The organism is Paraburkholderia sp. JPY419 (assembly GCF_050435705.1).
Classification (GTDB): domain Bacteria; phylum Pseudomonadota; class Gammaproteobacteria; order Burkholderiales; family Burkholderiaceae; genus Paraburkholderia; species Paraburkholderia youngii.
Genome location: NZ_JBNDKV010000004.1, coordinates 2,365,886 through 2,385,449, shown reverse-complemented (window position 1 = coordinate 2,385,449; position 19,564 = coordinate 2,365,886). Strand labels below are relative to the sequence as shown.

The 19,564-nt window shown below is 64.1% G+C and carries 20 protein-coding genes; 8 read left to right on the top strand and 12 right to left on the bottom strand.

All coding sequences use genetic code 11. The features are described from left to right. Window positions 1-20: 20 nt before the first annotated feature. A complete protein-coding gene (locus QFZ91_RS39400) occupies window positions 21-230 on the bottom strand; it encodes a hypothetical protein (RefSeq protein WP_429570598.1) in 210 nt (69 codons plus the stop codon). 673 nt (window positions 231-903) lie between these two features. Here QFZ91_RS39400 and QFZ91_RS39395 point away from each other — a divergent pair. The 4 genes from QFZ91_RS39395 to QFZ91_RS39380 are packed head-to-tail and all read left to right on the top strand — an operon-like array spanning window position 904 to window position 4,402. Further along, complete coding sequence (locus QFZ91_RS39395; protein WP_429570597.1) at window positions 904-2,181, top strand: glycosyltransferase family 87 protein; 1,278 nt, start codon at window positions 904-906, stop codon at window positions 2,179-2,181. 21 nt (window positions 2,182-2,202) lie between these two features. Continuing rightward, window positions 2,203-3,264, top strand: coding sequence for a glycosyltransferase family 2 protein (locus QFZ91_RS39390; RefSeq protein WP_429570596.1), 1,062 nt, complete (start codon window positions 2,203-2,205; stop codon window positions 3,262-3,264). 17 nt (window positions 3,265-3,281) lie between these two features. Next, complete coding sequence (locus QFZ91_RS39385) at window positions 3,282-4,031, top strand: class I SAM-dependent methyltransferase (RefSeq protein WP_429570595.1); 750 nt, start codon at window positions 3,282-3,284, stop codon at window positions 4,029-4,031. After that, window positions 4,028-4,402 (top strand): GtrA family protein, encoded by a 375-nt coding sequence (locus QFZ91_RS39380; protein ID WP_176121064.1) that lies wholly within the window; start codon window positions 4,028-4,030, stop codon window positions 4,400-4,402. Before QFZ91_RS39385 ends, QFZ91_RS39380 begins: the two co-directional genes overlap by 4 nt. A gap of 22 nt (window positions 4,403-4,424) precedes the next feature. Here the strand turns inward: QFZ91_RS39380 and QFZ91_RS39375 are convergent, their stop codons facing one another. From QFZ91_RS39375 to QFZ91_RS39360, 4 genes are all read right to left on the bottom strand, one after another. Next, on the bottom strand, window positions 4,425-5,660 hold the full coding sequence (locus tag QFZ91_RS39375; protein WP_429570594.1) for a YbfB/YjiJ family MFS transporter: 1,236 nt from the start codon (window positions 5,658-5,660) through the stop codon (window positions 4,425-4,427). Between the two features lie 428 nt (window positions 5,661-6,088). Beyond that, window positions 6,089-6,952 (bottom strand): MurR/RpiR family transcriptional regulator, encoded by an 864-nt coding sequence (locus QFZ91_RS39370; protein ID WP_176106831.1) that lies wholly within the window; start codon window positions 6,950-6,952, stop codon window positions 6,089-6,091. A gap of 71 nt (window positions 6,953-7,023) precedes the next feature. Next, the gene (locus QFZ91_RS39365) at window positions 7,024-8,106 is read right to left on the bottom strand and encodes an ABC transporter ATP-binding protein (RefSeq protein WP_176106832.1); all 1,083 of its coding nucleotides are present in this window, start codon (window positions 8,104-8,106) and stop codon (window positions 7,024-7,026) included. Window positions 8,107-8,170: 64 nt separating this feature from the next. Further along, on the bottom strand, window positions 8,171-8,944 hold the full coding sequence (locus tag QFZ91_RS39360; RefSeq protein WP_429570593.1) for an SDR family oxidoreductase: 774 nt from the start codon (window positions 8,942-8,944) through the stop codon (window positions 8,171-8,173). Between the two features lie 318 nt (window positions 8,945-9,262). Between QFZ91_RS39360 and QFZ91_RS39355 the strand changes: the two genes are divergently transcribed. The 3 genes from QFZ91_RS39355 to QFZ91_RS39345 all read left to right on the top strand — a co-directional run bounded on the left by QFZ91_RS39355 (window position 9,263) and on the right by QFZ91_RS39345 (window position 12,405). Continuing rightward, window positions 9,263-10,495: an ABC transporter substrate-binding protein gene (locus QFZ91_RS39355; protein ID WP_176382961.1), complete on the top strand. Its 1,233-nt coding sequence runs from the start codon at window positions 9,263-9,265 to the stop codon at window positions 10,493-10,495. Between the two features lie 171 nt (window positions 10,496-10,666). Beyond that, the gene (locus QFZ91_RS39350; protein WP_429570592.1) at window positions 10,667-11,557 is read left to right on the top strand and encodes a carbohydrate ABC transporter permease; all 891 of its coding nucleotides are present in this window, start codon (window positions 10,667-10,669) and stop codon (window positions 11,555-11,557) included. Continuing rightward, a complete protein-coding gene (locus tag QFZ91_RS39345) occupies window positions 11,554-12,405 on the top strand; it encodes a carbohydrate ABC transporter permease (RefSeq protein ID WP_176106836.1) in 852 nt (283 codons plus the stop codon). Before QFZ91_RS39350 ends, QFZ91_RS39345 begins: the two co-directional genes overlap by 4 nt. Before the next feature lie 45 nt (window positions 12,406-12,450). Here the strand turns inward: QFZ91_RS39345 and QFZ91_RS39340 are convergent, their stop codons facing one another. Continuing rightward, window positions 12,451-12,744 (bottom strand): DUF1330 domain-containing protein, encoded by a 294-nt coding sequence (locus QFZ91_RS39340; RefSeq protein WP_176106837.1) that lies wholly within the window; start codon window positions 12,742-12,744, stop codon window positions 12,451-12,453. Between the two features lie 263 nt (window positions 12,745-13,007). Between QFZ91_RS39340 and QFZ91_RS39335 the strand changes: the two genes are divergently transcribed. After that, window positions 13,008-14,159: a peptidyl-alpha-hydroxyglycine alpha-amidating lyase family protein gene (locus QFZ91_RS39335; RefSeq protein ID WP_429570591.1), complete on the top strand. Its 1,152-nt coding sequence runs from the start codon at window positions 13,008-13,010 to the stop codon at window positions 14,157-14,159. 66 nt (window positions 14,160-14,225) lie between these two features. On the opposite strand, the gene QFZ91_RS39330 is transcribed toward QFZ91_RS39335, so the two are convergent. The 6 genes from QFZ91_RS39330 to QFZ91_RS39305 all read right to left on the bottom strand — a co-directional run bounded on the left by QFZ91_RS39330 (window position 14,226) and on the right by QFZ91_RS39305 (window position 19,547). Continuing rightward, complete coding sequence (locus tag QFZ91_RS39330; protein WP_176382965.1) at window positions 14,226-14,666, bottom strand: hypothetical protein; 441 nt, start codon at window positions 14,664-14,666, stop codon at window positions 14,226-14,228. Window positions 14,667-14,866: 200 nt separating this feature from the next. Next, complete coding sequence (locus QFZ91_RS39325; RefSeq protein WP_429570590.1) at window positions 14,867-16,573, bottom strand: purple acid phosphatase family protein; 1,707 nt, start codon at window positions 16,571-16,573, stop codon at window positions 14,867-14,869. Further along, entirely contained in the window at window positions 16,533-16,778 is a 246-nt protein-coding gene (locus QFZ91_RS39320) for a hypothetical protein (protein ID WP_176382969.1), read from the bottom strand. The genes QFZ91_RS39325 and QFZ91_RS39320 overlap by 41 nt, the downstream gene beginning before the upstream one ends. A gap of 27 nt (window positions 16,779-16,805) precedes the next feature. Next, entirely contained in the window at window positions 16,806-17,030 is a 225-nt protein-coding gene (locus QFZ91_RS39315; RefSeq protein WP_176121057.1) for a hypothetical protein, read from the bottom strand. A gap of 115 nt (window positions 17,031-17,145) precedes the next feature. Next, on the bottom strand, window positions 17,146-17,568 hold the full coding sequence (locus QFZ91_RS39310; protein WP_176382971.1) for a hypothetical protein: 423 nt from the start codon (window positions 17,566-17,568) through the stop codon (window positions 17,146-17,148). 29 nt (window positions 17,569-17,597) lie between these two features. After that, window positions 17,598-19,547, bottom strand: a complete 1,950-nt coding sequence (locus QFZ91_RS39305; RefSeq protein ID WP_368715635.1) for a putative bifunctional diguanylate cyclase/phosphodiesterase — start codon at window positions 19,545-19,547, stop codon at window positions 17,598-17,600. Between the last annotated feature and the right edge of the window lie 17 nt (window positions 19,548-19,564).

Genomic DNA, 19,564 nt, shown 5'->3' with positions numbered 1-19,564 from the left:
GAATTGTGTGAAGCTGCTGACTAGCTTCGCCGCCCAGTCAGCATCGTGCGGCTGTCGAGCCACACGATCGCAACGCTGGACGAGACGAACTGGAGGAAACGGGGAAAGTTATGCTGCTCGCGCCGGGCGAGCCGAAATGTGGCCGCGAGCCGCTGGCGCAGCATGGCCGAAAGAGGTGTGCCGCACGTGGGCTTGTTATCGTCGCGCAATCGCTTGAGCTGACTCTTCATACATCCCCCGCATTTCATGATTTTTTCTTGGCGTCGGCTCGAGGCCGGCACTCGCTAGTCAGTCGACGTGGGTTCTCTCTACGTCGCCACGGTGTACTGCCTGTTCTGATCGGCAGCATCGTGTTGTCGACTTCCGCGCACTCCCTATTGCAAAGACGGGGCCAGCTTTGCGAAAACAACGTAACGACGCGGGTTTGGGCCGGGTGGCCTCCGGTGTCGCGCCGTGTTCGCGTCCGAAATGTGCAAATGACGCGACGCCTTATGTGGCCAGACGAACATTTCGCAAATCGCGCAGAGACGCGCCAGGCAAGGCTCCGCAATTTTTTCCCAGGACATTCCCTGGTTCGGTAAAAACGAAATTCACCCCGAAAACCGCCCTTTGCGAAGGGTGCGCCGGTCCAAAGCGTCTCATCGGCGAGACCGCTTGGTGCGTTGGCACACATAACGCCCGTCGATTGGCCCGCTATTTGGCGGGATCGGCAGTGGGCGGCGTGCGGCCTCGAAAACGCGAGCTTGAAAGTCCAATAAATTTCCGCCAACAATGCGCTGACCAGGTCGGCGCAACGGCACAGCTTTTGAATCGATGTCGCGCGGACATTAAGAAAATGGAATCAATAAGCATAGCGAACGGCGGGCCGACAGACCCGATCCGGATCACACGGGGGCGGGGATCATGGACATACCACAATGGCGCATGCGCAGTGACGACAGGGAGATTCACGGCTGGCTCACACCCGAGCGCATCGTCGTCTACGGCGCCGCAATGTGCTTGCTCTACGTGGTGCTGTTGACGGCGTGGGCCTATACGAGTCACGGCTTCACTGTCCCCAAAGCCCCGCGCCCCGGCTACGATTTTTCGATTTTCTGGTCGGCATCGTACGGTTTGCTGCACGGCTCCGCGGCGCAGGTCTATGACCATGTGTCGTTTGACAGAATCCAGCAGACCTTCTTCGTTGACCTGCGCGGAGGCAGCCTGATGCCGTGGCTATATCCGCCCACGTTCCTTGTGCTGATCTCGCCGCTCGCGCTGCTGCCGCCGTTCTTCATGTATCTGGTGTTTGTCGGGATTGGCATCGCTCTGTTCAGCGCGAGCACTGTGCGCGTGTCGGGCCTGGCCAACAGCTTTCGAGGATCGCGCTTCGCATGGTTCGTTGTCGCGGCGTCGCCATGCGCGTTTGTGCCAGCCATGATGGGCCAGAACTCATTGCTGACAGCCGCCATCGCCGCGCTCACGCTGCATTGGCTGCGCCGCTATCCGGTACGCGCTGGTCTGTGCCTCGGCCTGCTCGCAATCAAACCGCAGATGGCCGTGCTGTTTCCGCTCGTTCTGATTGCCGCGCGCGCATGGCGCACGCTCGCGGCCGCCGCGCTCAGCGCGGCACTGTTCGGCGCGTTCAGTGTGCTGGTGTGCGGCGTGCAATCGGTGCGACTCTTCTTCGTCAACACAGGCATCGCGCGCGAGACGCTGCTCGAACACTGGCGCGGATACTGGCTCGCGTCGCCGACCACCTTCGCAGTGCTGCGCGAAGGCGGCGCGCCGATCGTCGCGGCCTTCGCGGCCCAGGCCTGCGTTGGGCTCGTCGCCGCGGCAGCCGTATGGCACGTATGGCGAAACACGCGCGACACACGCCTGCGCGCGGCAAGCTTCGTGATCGGCACGCTGCTCGCGAACCCGTACGTTTGGCACTATGAACTCGCATGGCTCGGCATCGCGATTGCAAGCCTGAGCGCGCTAGGCATCGACAAAGGCTGGCTGCGCGGCGAGCAGAGCGTGATCGCGCTCGCGTGGCTACTGCCGGTCTACGAACTCTTCAATCGCGGGACGCAACTGCCGCAAATCGGCCCGATCGTGCTGCTGCTGATGCTGCTGATCGTCTTGCGCCGCGTGCGCGTGAGCGCCTGGGGACGTGACGAGCACGCCTCCCTCGCCTATTCGTTCCCACTCAAGTAATTCGATAAACGGGAAAGCGTCATGCCAACTAATACACCCACGCCACTCATCTCTCTCGTCGTGCCGTTCTACAACGAGCAGGACGCCGTGGACCGCTTCTTCGCGGCAGTCGTGCCAGTGCTCGAATCAATCGAGCGCACGCGCTTCGAGATCGTCTGCATCAACGACGGCAGCAGCGACGCGACGCTCGATCGGCTGATCGCGCAGAGCAGCCGCGACCGGCGCATTCGCGTGATCGACCTGACGCGCAACTTCGGCAAGGAAGCGGCGCTGACCGCCGGCATCGACGAAGCGTTCGGCGATGCGGTGATTCCGATCGACGCGGACCTGCAGGACCCGCCGACCCTGATCCCGGTGATGGTCGAACATTGGCGCGCGGGCGCCGAAGTGGTCGCGGCCAAACGCACGAACCGCCTGTGCGATACGGTCGCCAAACGCACGGCGGCCGCACTCTACTATCGCGTGCACAATGCGCTGTCCGAAGTGAAGCTGCCGGAGAATGTCGGCGACTTCCGGCTGATCGATCGCCAGGTGGTCAACGCGCTGCGCAGCCTGCCGGAGCGCCGTCGCTTCATGAAGGGCCTATTCGCGTGGGTCGGCTACCGCACCGTGATCGTCGAATACGAACGCGAGCCGCGCAGCGCCGGTCACTCGAAGTTCTCCGGCTGGCGGCTGTGGAACTTCGCGCTCGAAGGCATCACGAGCTTCAGCACGGTGCCGTTGCGCAGCTGGACTTATATCGGACTGTCCATCGCGACGCTCGCGTTCGTCTACGGCGGGTTCGTCATCGGCCGCACGCTGTGGTCGGGCAATCCGGTACCCGGTTACGCGTCGACGATCTCGGTGATGCTGTTCATGGGCGGCATCGAGCTGATCGGCATCGGCGTGATCGGCGAATACGTCGGCCGCATTTACTACGAGTCGAAGGAACGGCCCGTTTATCTGGTGCGGCGTCGCTATCAGGCGAAGAGCAAGGTCAGCACGTTGCCGGGCGTGCGCGAGGATGCGCGCGCGGCGCATGTGGGGCGTGTCGAACCGACACGCAGGCGGGCCGCGCCGCGGTTTCGCGTAGTCGGACACTGAAAGCCGAGGAGTTGACCATGTCTCCCGATGCCTACCTCGAAATGGCCGAGACCGAAGCCGGGCACTGGTGGTTTCGCGCGCGGCGCGACGTGCTGCGCACGCTGCTCGAACGGCTCGCGTTACCGCACTGCGCGCGCGTGCTCGAAGTGGGCTCCGGCACCGGCGGCAACCTCGACCTGCTAGCCGGCTTCGGCACCGTCAGCGGCCTCGAGATGGACCCGACCGCTCGGGCGCTGAGCGCGCGCAAGACCGGCAAGCAGTTCGACATCCGCGCGGGCCACTGTCCCGACGACGTGCCGTTCGACGGCGAACGCTTCGACCTGATCTGCTTCTTCGACTGCCTCGAACATATCGCCGACGACGCCGGCTCGCTCGCAGGCATGCGTGATCTGCTGACAGCGGGAGGCCGCATCGTCGTGACGGTGCCGGCCGGACAACATCTGTGGAGCGCGCACGATGTTTTCCTGCATCACTACCGCCGCTATAGCCGCACTTCGCTGATGCGCTGCGCGGCCGTGGCCGGCTACGAAGTCGAACGCGTCAGCTATTTCAACACGCTCCTCTATCCGGTCGCGGTTGTCGCGCGTTGGGCCGATCGGCTGCTGCATCGCCAGCATTCGAGCGGCGACGCGATTCCGCCGTGGCCGCTCAACGCGGCGCTGTACCGCATTTTCAGCGCCGAGCGCCACTGGCTCGCGCATGCGCCGCTGCCTTATGGCGTATCGCTGTTCGCGGTCCTGCGCAAGCGCGAAGGAGCGCCGCGATGATGCTGGTCGATCGAGTCAAGCTGATGCGCTTTGGCGCGAGCGGCGTCATCGCGACCGGCCTGCATGTGTGCATTGCGCTGACGCTGATCGCGGACGCCGGCATGTCACCGCCGTGGGCCAACGCGATCGCGTTCACGTGGGCGACGGCGGCCTCGTATCTGTTGAACACGTTCTGGAGTTTTTCGGCGCTGCCCGCGTTGATGAACGCTGGGCGGTTCGTGCTCGTATCGCTGGGCGGCCTGACGTTGACCGCGCTCGTATCGCGCCTGACGCAGCTCGCGGGCGGCCCGCCCGCGCTCGGTATCGGGCTCGTCGTGTGCGTGGTGCCGCCGCTCACGTTCATCGCGCATCGGTGCTGGACCTATCGCTGAACACGAGGCACGCGTAACGCGCTCACGCCGCGCGCAACGCCCTCTGACACGCCGCGAGTACCGCGCCGCCCGCCAGCAGCAGCGCCGAATACACGAGCCCGCGCGCGAGCCCGGCGCCATCCGACACCCAGCCGATCACCACCGGCCCGACGATCTGCCCGAATGCGAACACGATCGTGAAGGCGCTGATGCCCTTCGCCCAGTGGCTCGCGGGCAGATTGTGGCGCACGAACGCGGTCGTCGATGCGACCGCCGACAGGAACGTCGCGCCGAACAGCGTGCCCGAAACGAACGCGACCCACGGCTGCGTGAACAGCGCGGGCAGCAGCGTCGCGATCGCCAGCAGCGCGTTGAGCACGGCGAGCGCCTGGCCGCCGCGCATGCGATCGAGCAGCGTCGACCAGATCCGTGCCGACACCACGGTCGCGGCGCCGAGCAGCAGATAGAAGCCGGTGACGACCGCCGCGCTCATGCCGGCGTTGCGCAACAGCGCGACGATGAACGTCATGTAGCCGATATAGCCGACGCCGAACAGTCCGTAGCCCGCGAGCGCGGCTGCGAAGTGCGGCCAACCCGGCGCGGAAGTGGCGCCGGCTGCATGCGCGGCAGCCGCCGCGCTCGTATGCGCGCGCTCGATTCTGCGCGACGCGCCGATCGCGACCGTGGCGAACAGCGCGCAGGCCGCCGCGAGCGCGAACCACGCGAACTGCCAGCCGTGGGCGGCGTCAAGGATCGTCACCGGCACCAGCAACGACGACGCGACGATCCCCCAGCCGGTGCCCCCGTAATACAGACCGAGCACGAGCCCCGCGTCGCGTGGGCGCGCCGACGCGAGCCGCGCCGCGAGCACGCCGCCGCCGATGAAGATCGCCGCGCTGCTCGCGCCGGTGATTACGCGCAGTGTCAGCAGCGCATCCGTGCTGGCGGTGACGCCGCTGCCGGCCATCAACAGCGCGGTAAGCACGCAACCGCCCGCGAACAGCGCGCCCGCCGACCAGCGGCGCGCGAGGCGCGGAAACACCAGCGCGCCGAGCAGATAGCCGAGCGCGTTCGCGGTGTTCATCGCGCCGGCCTGCGCGAAGCTCCAGCCGAGGTCGAGCTTCATCGACGGCAACAGCAGCGCGTAGGCGAAGCGCCCGAGGCCGAGCGCTGTTGCGCTGCCGAGCGATAGCGCGGCGGCCAGCAGCAGTGTCGGCAGACGGCGGGCGGTGATCGTGGTCGGAGCGTGCGATGCGGTATCGGCGGAACGGGAGGACATGGGCGGACGGACCTGAACGAGAACGCTGCGAGCGGGTTCTTATTGGATGATGAGTCGGACGTATGCGGCAGACTGCCATGATAGCCGGGAGAGACGTTTCGGCTTGACGGTTAGTTGCAGAATAATGCGAGTTGCAGTTGTGGCCGAGCGCGAGCGCGCGCGCGGCTGCATCCGAACACGACGCTGCGCAAGCGCCTGCATAGCGCGTTGCGCGTTGCGCAATACGTCGGTCGATATCGATGAGCGGTTGCTGTGGTCGGATGAAGCCGCGAGCTTCTCGCTCGAACTCGCGAGGCATGGCAAGTGGCAGTTGCTCGATCTGCCGATGGGCGGCAAGGTTCGCGCGGCGGCAACGGTCGCGCAGCCGGTGAACAAGGTGTCGATGATCGGCTGGCCGAAGAGGACGGCGCGCCAGCGCTTCGAGCGCTCTACCCGCCAGCCCCTTCCGGCTCATGCGGCACGAGCCGAGCTTTCGCGTGGCGCATCTTTTCCAGCGTCTCGGGCCCGGCCTTCAGCGCGACGCCGATCGCGAGCGCATCCATGATGCACAGATGCACGAGCCGCGATACGCCCGGCGTATTCGGATCGATCGGACTCGCCACGCGCAGCAGCAGCGGAATATCGACGAGCCATGCGAGCCGTGAGCCGACGTTGGTCAGCGCGATCGTCGTCGCGCCGCGCTCCTTCGCGATCTGGATGCTTTCGTTGACTTCGACGCTGCGCCCCGAATGCGAGATCGCAAACGCGACGTCGCCCGGCTCCATCAGGCCCGCGTAAAGACGCTGCAAATGACCATCGGTGAACGCGGCCGCCGCGATGTCGATGCGCAAGAACCGCAGCGCCGCATCCTGCGCGACGAGCCCGGAACCTGAACCCACGCCGAAGAAAAACACCCGCCGGGCGCTCACGAGCGCCGCGATCGCGCTTTCGACCACCGCAGGATCGAGCGCTCCGCGCGCATGCGTGATGCCGTCGATCGCCGCTTCCCCGACCTTGTCCATCAAGGTCTGCACGTCGTCGTCGCGGGCGACCGCGGTCGACGCATACGGCAATCCGCCCGCCACGCTTTGCGCGAGCTGCATCTTGAAGTCGCGCAGACCGTGCGCACCGATCGCGCGGCAAAAACGCGTGACGGAAGGCTCGGACACGTCGGCGCGCTGCGCGAGATCGGTGATGCTCGCGCGCATCGCGAAGTCGACGTCGGCAAGCACCATGTCGGCGACCTTGCGCTCGGCGGGCCGCAGACTCGCGAGTGCGTTGCGGATATGGGGAATCAAGTTCGGTGCGGACACCCGGTGTTCCTCAGGGGCTGTTTCATATGGTTCCGCGTCGCTCGCAGCTTCTTCGGCTTCAATCGGCCTGATCAAACCAGCCTGCGTCCACTCTCCGTATCGAACAGATGAATGTGTTCGGCCGGCAGACGCAGCGCAACACGCTGACCGGGCTCGATCTTCGAGCGTTCGCGCGTTGTCACGCACCACGCGGAGCCGCCTATTTTCCCGTACAAGTGCGTCTCGGCGCCAGTTGGCTCGATCACTTCGACGTCGAGCGCGGCATCCGGTATCTGCGCGGTGATCTCGATGTGCTCGGGCCGCACGCCGAGCGTGGCCTGCGCACCGACCACGGCCGACGCAGGCGTGCTTTCGAGCGCGACCTCGCTGCCGTCCGCGAGCTTCAATGCGAGGCCCGCACCCTGGGTGCGAGTGACGATCACGCCCTCGACGAAATTCATCGACGGCGAGCCGAGGAAGCTCGCGACGAACAGATTCGCCGGCCGGTCATAGAGTTCGAGCGGACGGCCGATCTGCTCGATTCGTCCCGCGTTCATCACGACGATGCGATCGGCCATCGTCATTGCTTCGATCTGATCGTGCGTGACGTAGATCACCGTGTTCTTCAAGCGCTGATGCAGCGCCTTGATTTCGGTGCGCATCTGCACGCGCAGCTTTGCGTCGAGATTCGACAGCGGCTCGTCGAACAGGAACAGCGACGGCTCGCGCACCACCGCGCGGCCCATCGCGACACGTTGCCGCTGACCACCCGACAGCGCGCGCGGCAAACGGTCCAGATAGCCGCTGAGGTTCAGCATCTTCGCGGCCGCATCGATGCGCGGCTTGTATTTCTCCGACGACTCTTTGCGGATTCTCGGACCGAACGCGATGTTTTCATACACCGACAGATGCGGATACAGCGCGTAGCTCTGGAACACCATCGAGATATTGCGCTGCTGAGGCGCGAGCGTATTCGCGCGCGTGCCGCCGATCATCAGATCGCCACCGCTGATTTCCTCGAGCCCGGCCACCATCCGCATCAGCGTGCTCTTGCCGCAGCCCGACGGACCGACCAGCACGACGAACTCGCCGTCGTCGATGTCGAGATCGATGCCGTGCACGACCTGGGTGTCGCCATAGCGTTTGAAGATGCCGCTCAGTTGCACTGCTGCCATGCTGTCCTCATCGTCTTGCTGCGTGTTGTATTGCGGGTGTCGTAATGCGCGCGCCGTGCGCGGCTCAGAACGACTCGAGCGTCAGCTCCTGCGCCAGTAGCCGGTTGCCCGCCATCAAGCCGCCGTCGACCGGCAACGCGACTCCGGTGATCACGCGCGCTTGCGGCGACGCGAGAAACAGCACCGCGTCGGCGATGTCGTCGGGCGTCGCGAAGTCGCGCAACGGGTACCACTTCTTCAGCTCCTCGAACACCTGCGGATTCTTGTCGACGCGGGCCTGCCACGCCTGGGTCTTCACAGTGCCGGGACACACGATGTTCGCGCGAATGCCATAGCGGCCCAGCTCGATCGCGAGCGCCTTCGTATAGCTGATCAGGCCGGCCTTCGCGGCACTATATGCTGGATGACCGAGCGCGGCGAGACCGTTCACCGAGCCGATCAGCACGAGCGCGCCGCGCTGCCGTTCGATCATCGACGCGCGCACCGCCTCGACCGTGTGATACGTGCCGTTCAGATTCAGATGGATGTCGCGCTGCCAGCTTGCGGCGTCGGTAGTCGCGAGCGACGCGCCGAGCGCAGCGCCCGCGTTCGCGACCAGCACGTCGACCGGTCCGCGCTGCGCGACCGCCGCGGCCACCGCTTGCTGCACCGCGGCGGCGTCGCCGAGATCGACCGCGACCGGCACGATCCTGTTTGCGCCGAGTCGCGCGCTCAGCGCTTGCAGCGCGGCCGCGTCGAGGTCGAGCGCGAGCACGGTGTCGCCCGCCGCCACGAAGCGCTCGCATAACACGCTGCCGATACCGCCGCATGCGCCGGTTACCAATACGACACGATCCATGTGTTCCTCGCTCGTTCGCCCGGCCGATTCGGCCGTCTTGCCGTCGCCTTCCGCCACCCGGTCCGCGCCGCGCGCCTCGCTGTAAATTTCCTACAAAAAGCGTTTGCGAGGACTGCCCGGCCATCCCGAAAGTGGGTTTCCGTAACATCGCGCAGTGCAGAATACTCCATGCTTTCCAGCATCTTATGCACAAAATCCCCGAGGAAAAAATATCGCAGACCCTACGTGACAAGCTATTTTGCGTCATGTAGGATTTTTTCAAACAATTTACCCAAGGCGGCCGGCGACGGCAGCAAACCACCCACAGGAGAGAGAAAAATGTCGTTGCATGCCCGTGCTTCCCTCGCGCTAGGCAAAGTCGCCGTGGCGCTCGCGTTTGCAGGTATCGCCGTGTCGGCCCACGCCGAAACGGTCCGCGTGACGGTCGCGCACTACAGCGACGCGACCGCGCCGTACTTCGAGAAAATGGCCCGCAACTTCGAGAAGGCCAACCCGGGCACGACCATCAAGATCGAAGACGTGAACTGGGACACGCTGCAACAGAAGCTGCAAACGGACATCTCCGGCGGCGCCAACGCGGACCTCGCGATCGTCGGCACGCGGTGGCTGCTCGACTTCGTGAAGGACGACGTCGCCGAGCCGCTGGACGGCTATATGGATGCGAACTTCAAGGCCCGCTTCATCGGTCCGTTCCTCGCGCCCGGTCAGATCAACGGCAAGACCTACGGGCTGCCGATCGCCGCTTCCGCACGCGCGCTGTACTACAACAAGGACATGCTCGCGAAGGTCGGCTACCCCGACGGCCCGAAGACCTGGAACGACGTGATCGATGCATCGAAGAAGCTGAAGGCGCAAGGCATCGCCGGCTTCGGTCTGCAAGGCAAGGAAATCGAAACCGACGTCTACTATTACTACGCGCTGTGGACGATGGGCGGCGACGTGGTGGGCAAGGACGGCAAGGCCGCGTTCAATTCGCCGGCGGGCGTGAAGGCCGCGACGATGTACAAGCAGATGATCGACCAGGGTCTCACGCAACCGGGCGTCACCGGCTATAGCCGCGAAGACGTGCAGAACCTGTTCAAGCAGGGCCGCGTCGCGATGGTGATCTCCGCGCCGTTCCTCGCGAAGCAGATCAAGAAGGAAGCGCCGAACCTGAAGTACGGCATCGATCCGGTGCCGATGGGCACGACGCACGCCACCTACGCGGTCACCGACTCGATCGTGATGTTCAAGAACTCGAAGGCGAAGAAGACCGCGTGGAAGTTCCTCGACTATCTGTTCACGAAGGAACCGCGCGTCGAGTTCACGACGACCGAGGGCTTCCTGCCGACCACGAAGGCCGAAGCGGCGGACCCGGCGTTCAACGATCCGGACATCAAGGCGTTCATCGCGTTGCTGCCCACGGCTCACTTCGCGCCGACCGTGACCGGCTGGGAAGACACCGCGAAGGCCGTGACCGACTCGATGCAAGCGATTTACCTGGCCAAGGCGCAGCCGGCTGACGCGTTGAATTCGGCGGCCACGCAGGCAAACAAGTCGCTCGGTCACTGATACACGGCTTCTGGCAGTAACGAGACGAACAGGGGACGCGCGGCGCCGTAGCTGAAGCGCCGCGCGTTGCGCACACCCCCAATATTCGAGCCTATGCAGCACGACGCACCCACCGGCCCATTCCGTCGCGCCCGCCGCCAGAAAGCGGGCGCGTCTTACGATCGAGCACGCATGAGCCGCTCCGTTTCTCCGCGCGCGCAGGCGCCCTGGTTGCTGATTGCGCCTAGCCTCGTGCTGGCGCTGTTCATCATCAGCTATCCGATTTTCAACATCGTGTGGCAATCGCTGCATGAGGTGTCGCGCTTCGGCGCGATTCGCGACTTCACCGGCGCGCAAAATTTCATCAACGTATTCCAGGACCCGGTGTTTCTCGCTTCGGTACGCCGCACGATCATCTGGACCGTGTGCGTGGTGGGTGGCACGGTGCTGATCTCGGTACCTGTCGCACTGATTCTGAATCAGGACTTCCACGGCCGCGGTGTCGCGCGCACTATCGTGATGCTGCCGTGGTCCGTGTCGCTGACGATGACCGCCGTCGTCTGGCGCTGGGCCTTCAACGACGACTATGGCATGGTCAACGTGACGCTGCAGCGGCTCGGCCTGATCAGCGGCCCGATTCACTGGCTCGCGACGCCCGAGTTCGCGTTCCCCGTCGAAATCGCGGTCGGCATTCTGGTGTCGATTCCGTTCACGGTGACGATTTTTCTTGGCGGCCTGTCTTCGGTGCCGAGCGATATCTACGAAGCTGCGCGGATCGACGGCGCGAGCGCGTGGCAGCAGTTCCGTCAATTGACGATGCCGCTGCTGCGCCCGTTCATCAACATGGCGATTCTGCTGAACGTGATCTACGTGTTCAACTCGTTTCCGATCATCTGGGTGATGACGCAAGGCGGGCCCGACAACAGCACGCACATCCTCGTCACCTATCTGTACGAACTCGGCTTCCGGCTCGGACGCCCCGGCGAAGCGGCCGCCGTTTCGCTGATCATGCTCGTCATGCTGTTCGCGTTCTCGATCGCTTATCTGCGTCTGCAACGCACGAAAGAAGGAGTGCCGTCATGAGTCTGAGCGCGAAGACCAAACGCTCGCTGTGGTGCTGGATCGCGCTGACGCCGCTCGTGATCGTCATACTGTTTCCGTTCGCGGTGATGTTCTTCACCTCGGTCAAGCCCGCGTCGGAGATCTTCGTCTATCCGGCGCGCTGGCTGCCGGTGCAGTGGCAGTGGCGCAATTTCGTCGACATGTGGGACGCGGCCAACTTCGGCGTCGCGCTGCGCAACAGCGCGATCATCAGTTGCCTGTCCACCGCGCTCGCACTCGCGGTGAGCCTGCCCGCCGCTTACGCGCTCGCGCGCTTTCCGTTTCGCGGACGCGGTCTGTACAGGCAGTTCCTGCTCGTCACGCAGATGCTGTCGCCGATCCTGCTGGTGGTCGGCCTGTTCCGGCTCGCGGCGATGATTCCGTGGGGCGACGGCAACCTGGTCGATTCGAGGATCGGCGTGATCGTGTCATACGCGGCGTTCAATATCGCGTTCGCGGTGTGGATGCTGTCGTCGTACTTTCAGACCGTGCCGCAGGATCTCGAGGAATCCGCGTGGCTCGAAGGCTGCAGCCGTACGCGCGCGGTGTTCAAGGTGTTTCTGCCGCTCGCGGTGCCGGCGATCGTCGTAACTGCGATCTTCACGTTCATCAATGCGTGGAACGAGTTCGCGGTGGTCTATACGTTGATCCGTTCGCCGGAAAACAAGACGCTGACCGTGCAAGTGACCGATATGGTGGCGGGCAAGTACGTGGTCGAATGGCATCTGGTGATGGCCGCGACCTTGGGCGCGACGCTGCCGGTTTCGATCGTGTTTGCGTGGTTGCAGCGTTATATGGTGAAGGGGCTCGCGCTCGGCGCGGTGAAGTAAGCGGCTGCGCGGCGAGCGCCGCGCAGTGTAGGCATGCCGCTCGCGTTAGTCGGCGCCGCGCACGATGCGCAGATCGCGCTCCACGCCATCGCCCAATGCGGCCAGCGCCTTCTTGTACTCGTCGCTTTCGTAAGCGGCGACGGCCGCCTCGTAGGTCGGGAATTCGATCACGACCGTGCGCTCCTTGAGGCCCTGCTCGCGCGCCTCGTCCGCCACGCCTCGCACGATGAACTTGCCGCCTGCCGCCGCCACCGCGGCCGGGGCGAGTTGCGCGTACGCGGCCAGTTTCTGCGGATCGTTCGTCTTGCGGTACGACGTCACCCAATAACCTTTGCTCATTCGAATCTCCTTGTGTGATGGACCAACGCGGATGAAAGCGGACCATGGCGGTCGCTGTCTTGCATGGTAGCAAAGCGGGCTGGCTCGCGATGCCCTGCCGTCACCGCACATTCCATCTGACTGTCAGCCGGTCGCGAAAGAGCATGTGACGCGCATAACGGGAAATGTCCCTTCCAGCATCGCAAAACGACTTAGCTATCAAGCGTTTTGTGCACTAGGCTTGCCTTTGCACACTTCAAGCGATGGATCAAAGGAGACAACGAATGATCGAGCGATACGAGTCGTTTTGTGCATGCTGCGGCAGTCCCGACCATCGGGCGATGAGCCGCCGGACTTTCATGAGCCTGCTTGCGGGCAGCGCCGCCGGACTCGCGATGCCGTCCGCGTTCGCCGCGGACGCACCCGACGTGCGCACGATTGCTTATGACTCGATTGCCAACCCCGTACGTTTGCCGAACGACACGTACTTCGGCGAATGCTCGGGCGTCGCGCTCAATTCGCGTGGCCATATCTTCGTGCTGTCGCGCGGCAACACCACCGGCCCCGCGTATGGCGCGGCGGCCGCGCAACTGCTCGAGTTCGCGCCCGATGGACGCTTCGTGCGTGAGATTGGCCACAACCTGTATGCGTGGTCGTTCGCGCACACGGTGAAGGTGGACCGGCATGACAACGTCTGGGTCACCGACAAGGGCTCGGACATGGTGATCAAGTTCACGCCGGAAGGACGCGTCGCGATGGTGTTCGGCCGCAAGCAGGAAGCATCGGACGAAGAGACCGCGCCGCTCAAGCATCCGAATCCGCCGCTGCCGTCCGAACCCGGACGCTTTCGCCAGGTGACCGACGTCGCATGGGACAAGGCGGGCAACACCTATATCAGCGACGGATACATCAACTCGCGCGTCGCGAAGGTCGATCGCGACGGCAACTGGCTGAAGTCATGGGGTGATCGCGGCACGGGACCGGGGCAGTTCCACACGCCGCATAGCATCGCAGTCGATGCGCACGACCACGTGTACGTGGCCGATCGGAGCAACCGGCGCATCCAGGTGTTCGATACCGAGGGTACGTTCCTGCGGCAGTTCACGATCGACGTACCGGTGCCGCCGGACGCGCGTCCCGCGATCGGCAACATGCCGAGCGAAGCGGAACTCGCCGCGGGCACGTTCGCGCCGGGCTCACCCTGGGCGATCTGCATTTCGCCGGGACCGAATCAGGTGCTCTATAGCGCCGACGCGTTTCCGGGCCGTATCTACAAGATGACGCTCGATGGCAAAATGCTCGGCGTACTCGGCAAAGCCGGCAAACAGCCGAAACAGTTCGGCTGGATTCACGAGATGGCGTGCCCTTCGGAAAACGTCTTATTCGTTGCCGAGTTGCTGAACTGGCGCATTCAGAAACTGGTCTTGCATGCGTGATGGACGAGGGCCGCCGCGTTCGCCTGTGATGCGCACGCGGACCAGCCCCGTCGATGTCAAGCCATCTCAGTCGTAGTGACGATGCTTGTGATGGCGCTTGCCCGAATGGTAGTCGCGCGAGTAGTCGTCGGCGTACGAGTTCGAGCGCGAGATGTTGCCGCCGAGCGCCGAACCCGCGCCGCCGCCCAGCGCCGCGCCGACGAGGCCGCCAGTGCGGCCGCCCATTGCGTTGCCGGCCGCGGTGCCTGCGCCGCCACCGAGCGCGCCGCCGATGATCGCGCCGGTACGTTCGCGACGATTCGACGTGACCGCGCCGCCCGCACCACCGCCCACCGCGCCACCGATCACTGCGCCGGTGCTGCCACCCACCGCGCCGCCGACTGCCGCGCCGGCCACGCCACCGAGCGCGCCGCCGAGCATGTTGTTCATATCACCGGCGAGGGCCGGCAACGACGCCGCGGCGCTCAATGCAGCCACGGCAACCATCTGGGTGATCTTCTTGGACATATCGGGTCTTTGTTTTAGTGAGACGGCGCCGAGTATAGCGGGGCTTGCGAAAGGCCTTTGTAACTGCGACAGTCCATCCCGGTAAGACGTGTAACAAAATGAATGGGGTATTGTTTTTTGCGGTAACCGCGAAAAACAAGGGCCGCTCGTGGTGAGCGGCCCCTGGCGCGAATGCCGGTTAGCGGTCTGAATCTACTCCTCTACCCGCGCCGCTTCTTCTTCAATTCGATCGTCTCGAACAGCGCATATTCCGGTGTCGGCGTCTGATCCGCGCCAGGCGCATGGTAGTAGTTCATCGTGATCGTCGTGTCGCCGCCGGGCTGTCCCGGATCGTAGTCGAACACCGCGATGCCGTAGCCGGTGCCAGTGTCGCGTTGCGCGGACCAGATCGCGTCTTCGACCGCGTCGGCGCTCGCGCGCACGAACGCGCCCGCGGTCGTCGCCGGCACCGGGCGATTCGGCTTCGTGAAGATGCGCGCCTGCGGCAGGCCCGTGCCGGCATCGACGCCATACACGTCGAGCGGCGCGCTCGTGCCGCCGCCGCCGAGAATCAGGTGGATCGTGCCGTGACTCGTATCGAACGTCGATGCACCCGCCGATACCGCCGACATGAGCGGCTTGGGCTGCAACGTATCGACCGGGCGCCCCGTCGCGATGTCGGTGCCCCGGTTGTGATTGCAACCGCGCACCGGATAGCTGCGCTCGTAGTCGTGATCGTGACCGCACAGCACGAGGTCCACGCCATAGCGATCGAACAGCGGCAGCCACGCTTCGCGAATGCCCTTGTCGGAACCGTTGCCGGTCTTCGACGAACTGAGCGCGTCCTGATGCATCTGCACGATGATCCAGTCCACGTCGTTATCGTGCGATGCATGCTGCAGCACTTTCTCTAGCCAGCGCGTCTGCTCGCCATTGCTATAGCCGCGCACATACAGCGACGTGCCCGCTGGAATCGGCGGATTGCCGGTACTCGCGACCGGCGTCAACGGCGCGGGCCCGGCGACGAACGCGGCGGCATCCTGATAGACGACGTCGTCCGCATCGAGCGAAACGAACAGCACCGAGCCGACCCGGAAGCTGTACCAGCGGCCCGGAAAACGCGTGTGATTGTCCGGCAGCATGTAGCGCGACAGATACGACGCAAGCCCCTGCTCGCCGTTGTTGAATTCGAGCTCGTGATTGCCGGGACACGGCATCCACGGCCGGTTCGCCGCCGAGGTCTGCGCGTTGTTGCCGAAGTCGCGCCACACCTCGGGTTGCTGCATCGGGTTCAGATTCGCATAGCAGAGGTCGCCGTTCAGCAGATGGAACAGCGGCTGGAAGCTCTCGACGGCTGCCACCGCGAAGCGGCTTTGCGGCGACGACAGCACCCAGTTGGTATTGGGCGTCGCGAGATCGCCGTAGCTCGTGAAGCGAAACGGCGCGCGGCCGCGCGGCGCGGTGCGAAAACTCGCGGCGAAGGGTTGCGATGCGTTGCTGTCGTTATCGGCCGTCACTTCGTACTGATAGGTCGTGTCGGCCTTCAGCTCGCGCAGGCGCGCGTGATAGTTGAACACCACCTCGCCGTTGAGGCCGTCGGTGTAAGTGCTTTGCACCGCGTGCACCGTATGTTTCGCGTGGTCGCCGTGACGGGTGCCGCTGATGCGCACCTGCGGATTGACCGCCGGCGCGAGCGACGACCACGACACGGTCACTTCGCTCGTCGGGTCGCTGCCCCAGGTCAGATGGATCTGCTCGGGCGTGCCATCGGGCGTGCCGCTATTGGCGCCGCGCGCGGTCGATGCGAGCGCGCCCGCCGCCGTCGCGAGACTCGATACGCCGGCGAACTTCAGAAAGCCGCGACGCGAGACGATCGATGCGCCGTGCTCATCGGCAGGCGTTGTCTTGACGATTTTTGTGTTCGACATGTCCGGTATGGTTGTTCGGGTGGAAGAACGCCGGCGCAAAACAACGCCCCGCGGGCGAGCGCGGACGGAAAGTGACGGACGATCGTAGCCGGACGGCGATGACAGCCCGATGAAAACATCGGGAGAACAGCGGAAGGTGGGGATTGAGATCGAAACGCTCATAAAAACGAATTGCCGGTGCAGCGCGCAATTCGATCACGCGCATGCATCCGGCAATCCGCGTGAGCGCCGCTTAGGTTTGCGAACTCGTATCGTCCGCGGCTTGAGCGTTGTCGGCGTCGTCCTGCTTCTCTTCTTCTTTCTTTTCCACCAGCTCTTCGAGCTTGCCGGCGCCTTCGAATCCGGCGATAGCGGCGATGCCTTTGGTCAGCAGACCCGCTTGCGGATCGACTTTCTCCGCGGCTTCAACGGCGGCGACCGCGCCGGCGATCTTGCCCACTTCGTCCAGAAGTCCCATGTCGCACTCCCACAAAAATAAGTGAAATTGCATCGTCTCACGAACTTCGTCGCGTGTCGTCAAATGTTAAGCCGCTTGACCGTGAAGCTTTCAGAGTGAAATTTATTTGGCCGCCTCACATGCGGGCGGGCGGCTGTGGATTGTTTGCGGGATTCGTGTCGAACCTCGACACACGAACGATGCCGTTCGCGTCGATCAGCTTCGACAAGCCGACTTCGAGCGCATCGGCGACATCCTTGCCATACACCTCGTCGCCATTCACGTAGAGCGTGAACGACTGAAGGTATTTCGCTTTCTTCTCCGGGTTCTCGATGGTCTGCCGCGTCCATTGATAAAGCGGGTAGTTCTCGGCGCCCATTCTTTCCGCTTCGCTCACGTAGTCGGCGAATGCATCGAACTGGCATTTGAGCGTTGCGTGATGCGTTTGCAAAAGGGCGCGAAGTGCTGGATGCGCGGCGCACGAAGGGTCCGCGCGCAGCGAGTTGGCGAGTTCCGCCGACGCGGTGATCCGCAATTGGAATTGCAGCGGAGATGACATCACGACCTCGATCGCGTCGGTAACGGTTATCAAAAGTCCGCGGGCGCGGCCTTGTCGGCGACACGCGCGTCGAGCGCGGCTTCGCACTGCTCGATTTCTTCGCTGCTCATCGGCTTGCCCAGCAGATAACCCTGCGCATGCGTGCAACCGCAGACGCGCACGAAATTGAGCTGCTCCTGGGTTTCGATGCCCTCTGCCGTGGTCGGCATGCCGATCTCGCGCGCAAGTGCGACGATGCCGCGCACCACGGCCGCAGATTCGCGCCCATGCACGGCCTCGCGCACGAACGAGCTGTCGATCTTCAGCTTGTCGAACGAGAAGCGCACCAGCGTCGACATCGTCGAAAAGCCGGTGCCGAAGTCGTCGAGCGCCAGCCCGATGCCCAAGGCGCGCAACCGGGTGATATTGCGGCGGGTCACTTCATCGTCGTTCAGGAGTGCCGTTTCCGTGACCTCTAGATTGAGCCGCGTCGGCGGCAGCCTGGTTTTCCGAAGTATGGCCGTCACCGTCGATGCGAACGATTCCTCGCGCAACTGCACCGGCGATACGTTGACCGCGACGATCACCTTGTCGCGCCACGTCGACGCCGCCATGCACGATTGCAGCAGCACCCATTCGCCCAACAGGAGAATCAGGCCGGTGCGCTCGGCGGTCGGAATGAACGCCGACGGCGACAACTCGCCGCGCGTCGGATGAGCCCAGCGAATCAGCGCCTCGCGACCCGCTACCGCGCCGGTGTGAAGATCGATGATCGGCTGATACTCCATGCGCAAACCATCGAACGACTTCAGCGCGCCTTCGAGGTCGCTGCGCAGCAGGCTCAGGCTTTCGTCGGATACGTGCTTCTCGGCATCGAAAATCGCAAACGCGCTTTTGCCGCTGCGCTTGACGCCATACAGCGCGCGGTCGGCGCAGATCAGCAATTGCGGACCGGTATTCGCATGTTCGGGGTACAGCGCGATGCCGACGCTCGCGCCGATATGCACGAGCGCTTCGCTCAGCACGAACGGCCGCGCCAGCGTTCTGACGATGCGATCAGCCAGCACGCGCACGTCGCGAAGCTGCCCGGCGCCGTCCGCAATCGCCACGAACTCGTCGCCCGCGAGGCGGCCAACCTGGTCGCCGCTTGGCAGCACGTCGCGCAAACGCGTCGCCGCTTCCTGCAGAATCCGGTCGCCGGCGGCATGGCCGAGACTGTCGTTGATCGCCTTGAAGCCATCGAGGTCGATCAGCAGCACCGCGAACGCCCCGCCCTGCCCGGTCGAACTCTCGCCGGTGCGCTCGAGCAGCAGCTCGCTGATGCGCGCGCGATTCGGCAAACCGGTCAAGCTGTCCTGGCGCGCGAGGCGATGACTGTTTTCGCGCGCGAGCAGCAACGCGACGGTGTCGCGATTGCTGCGCAGCGCAACCGTGAAAAAGCCGGCCGCGCAAAACGGTGCCTGAAATAGCAACACGAGCTTGCCATTGCCTGGCGACATCGCCGCGCCGATACTCAGAAAGCTCAGAATAAATACGATCTGCAATAACGCAAGCCGCGGCGTGCTCGCATTACGTCCGGCCAACCCGCCGATTACACCGACCGCGCAAACGTTTCCAAGCAGAAAAAGCGTGGGACTCCCGCTGATATTGCACAGAAATGTGCCGAAGCCGAATAGCGCGCTCCACAACAGACTCGCGAAAAGAAACGCGGAAGTCGGTGTGGGCAGCCCTTTCGCGGCGCGCGTGCGGCATAGCCAGATCAACAGGAGCCGCACGATCAGCAATGCGACGACCGCAATGCCCCACGCGGCATACAGCGGAATCGGATAAAGATAATACGCAGTCGCGCAAACGCTAATTTCGCAAATCGATGCGAATATGATAGAAGCGGTTCGCGTAAACAGGTTGGCGAGCAGAATCTGCCGGTTGTCCGGACTCAGGTTCTGAGCCGAAGACACGAGCCACTTGAAAAATGGAGACCTCGGTTCGGTAAAAGCCATGACCTGCGCATTCGACG

Excerpts from the sequence above, each read along its gene's own strand:
- QFZ91_RS39400 (WP_429570598.1), bottom strand. The coding sequence starts at position 230 with ATGAAGAGTCAGCTCAAGCGATTGCGCGACGATAACAAGCCCACGTGC.
- QFZ91_RS39395 (WP_429570597.1), top strand. The coding sequence starts at position 904 with ATGGACATACCACAATGGCGCATGCGCAGTGACGACAGGGAGATTCAC.
- QFZ91_RS39390 (WP_429570596.1), top strand. The coding sequence starts at position 2,203 with ATGCCAACTAATACACCCACGCCACTCATCTCTCTCGTCGTGCCGTTC.
- QFZ91_RS39385 (WP_429570595.1), top strand. The coding sequence starts at position 3,282 with ATGTCTCCCGATGCCTACCTCGAAATGGCCGAGACCGAAGCCGGGCAC.
- QFZ91_RS39380 (WP_176121064.1), top strand. The coding sequence starts at position 4,028 with ATGATGCTGGTCGATCGAGTCAAGCTGATGCGCTTTGGCGCGAGCGGC.
- QFZ91_RS39375 (WP_429570594.1), bottom strand. The coding sequence starts at position 5,660 with ATGTCCTCCCGTTCCGCCGATACCGCATCGCACGCTCCGACCACGATC.
- QFZ91_RS39365 (WP_176106832.1), bottom strand. The coding sequence starts at position 8,106 with ATGGCAGCAGTGCAACTGAGCGGCATCTTCAAACGCTATGGCGACACC.
- QFZ91_RS39360 (WP_429570593.1), bottom strand. The coding sequence starts at position 8,944 with ATGGATCGTGTCGTATTGGTAACCGGCGCATGCGGCGGTATCGGCAGC.
- QFZ91_RS39355 (WP_176382961.1), top strand. The coding sequence starts at position 9,263 with ATGTCGTTGCATGCCCGTGCTTCCCTCGCGCTAGGCAAAGTCGCCGTG.
- QFZ91_RS39350 (WP_429570592.1), top strand. The coding sequence starts at position 10,667 with ATGAGCCGCTCCGTTTCTCCGCGCGCGCAGGCGCCCTGGTTGCTGATT.
- QFZ91_RS39345 (WP_176106836.1), top strand. The coding sequence starts at position 11,554 with ATGAGTCTGAGCGCGAAGACCAAACGCTCGCTGTGGTGCTGGATCGCG.
- QFZ91_RS39340 (WP_176106837.1), bottom strand. The coding sequence starts at position 12,744 with ATGAGCAAAGGTTATTGGGTGACGTCGTACCGCAAGACGAACGATCCG.
- QFZ91_RS39335 (WP_429570591.1), top strand. The coding sequence starts at position 13,008 with ATGATCGAGCGATACGAGTCGTTTTGTGCATGCTGCGGCAGTCCCGAC.
- QFZ91_RS39330 (WP_176382965.1), bottom strand. The coding sequence starts at position 14,666 with ATGTCCAAGAAGATCACCCAGATGGTTGCCGTGGCTGCATTGAGCGCC.
- QFZ91_RS39325 (WP_429570590.1), bottom strand. The coding sequence starts at position 16,573 with ATGTCGAACACAAAAATCGTCAAGACAACGCCTGCCGATGAGCACGGC.
- QFZ91_RS39320 (WP_176382969.1), bottom strand. The coding sequence starts at position 16,778 with ATGCGCGTGATCGAATTGCGCGCTGCACCGGCAATTCGTTTTTATGAG.
- QFZ91_RS39315 (WP_176121057.1), bottom strand. The coding sequence starts at position 17,030 with ATGGGACTTCTGGACGAAGTGGGCAAGATCGCCGGCGCGGTCGCCGCC.
- QFZ91_RS39310 (WP_176382971.1), bottom strand. The coding sequence starts at position 17,568 with ATGTCATCTCCGCTGCAATTCCAATTGCGGATCACCGCGTCGGCGGAA.
- QFZ91_RS39305 (WP_368715635.1), bottom strand. The coding sequence starts at position 19,547 with ATGGCTTTTACCGAACCGAGGTCTCCATTTTTCAAGTGGCTCGTGTCT.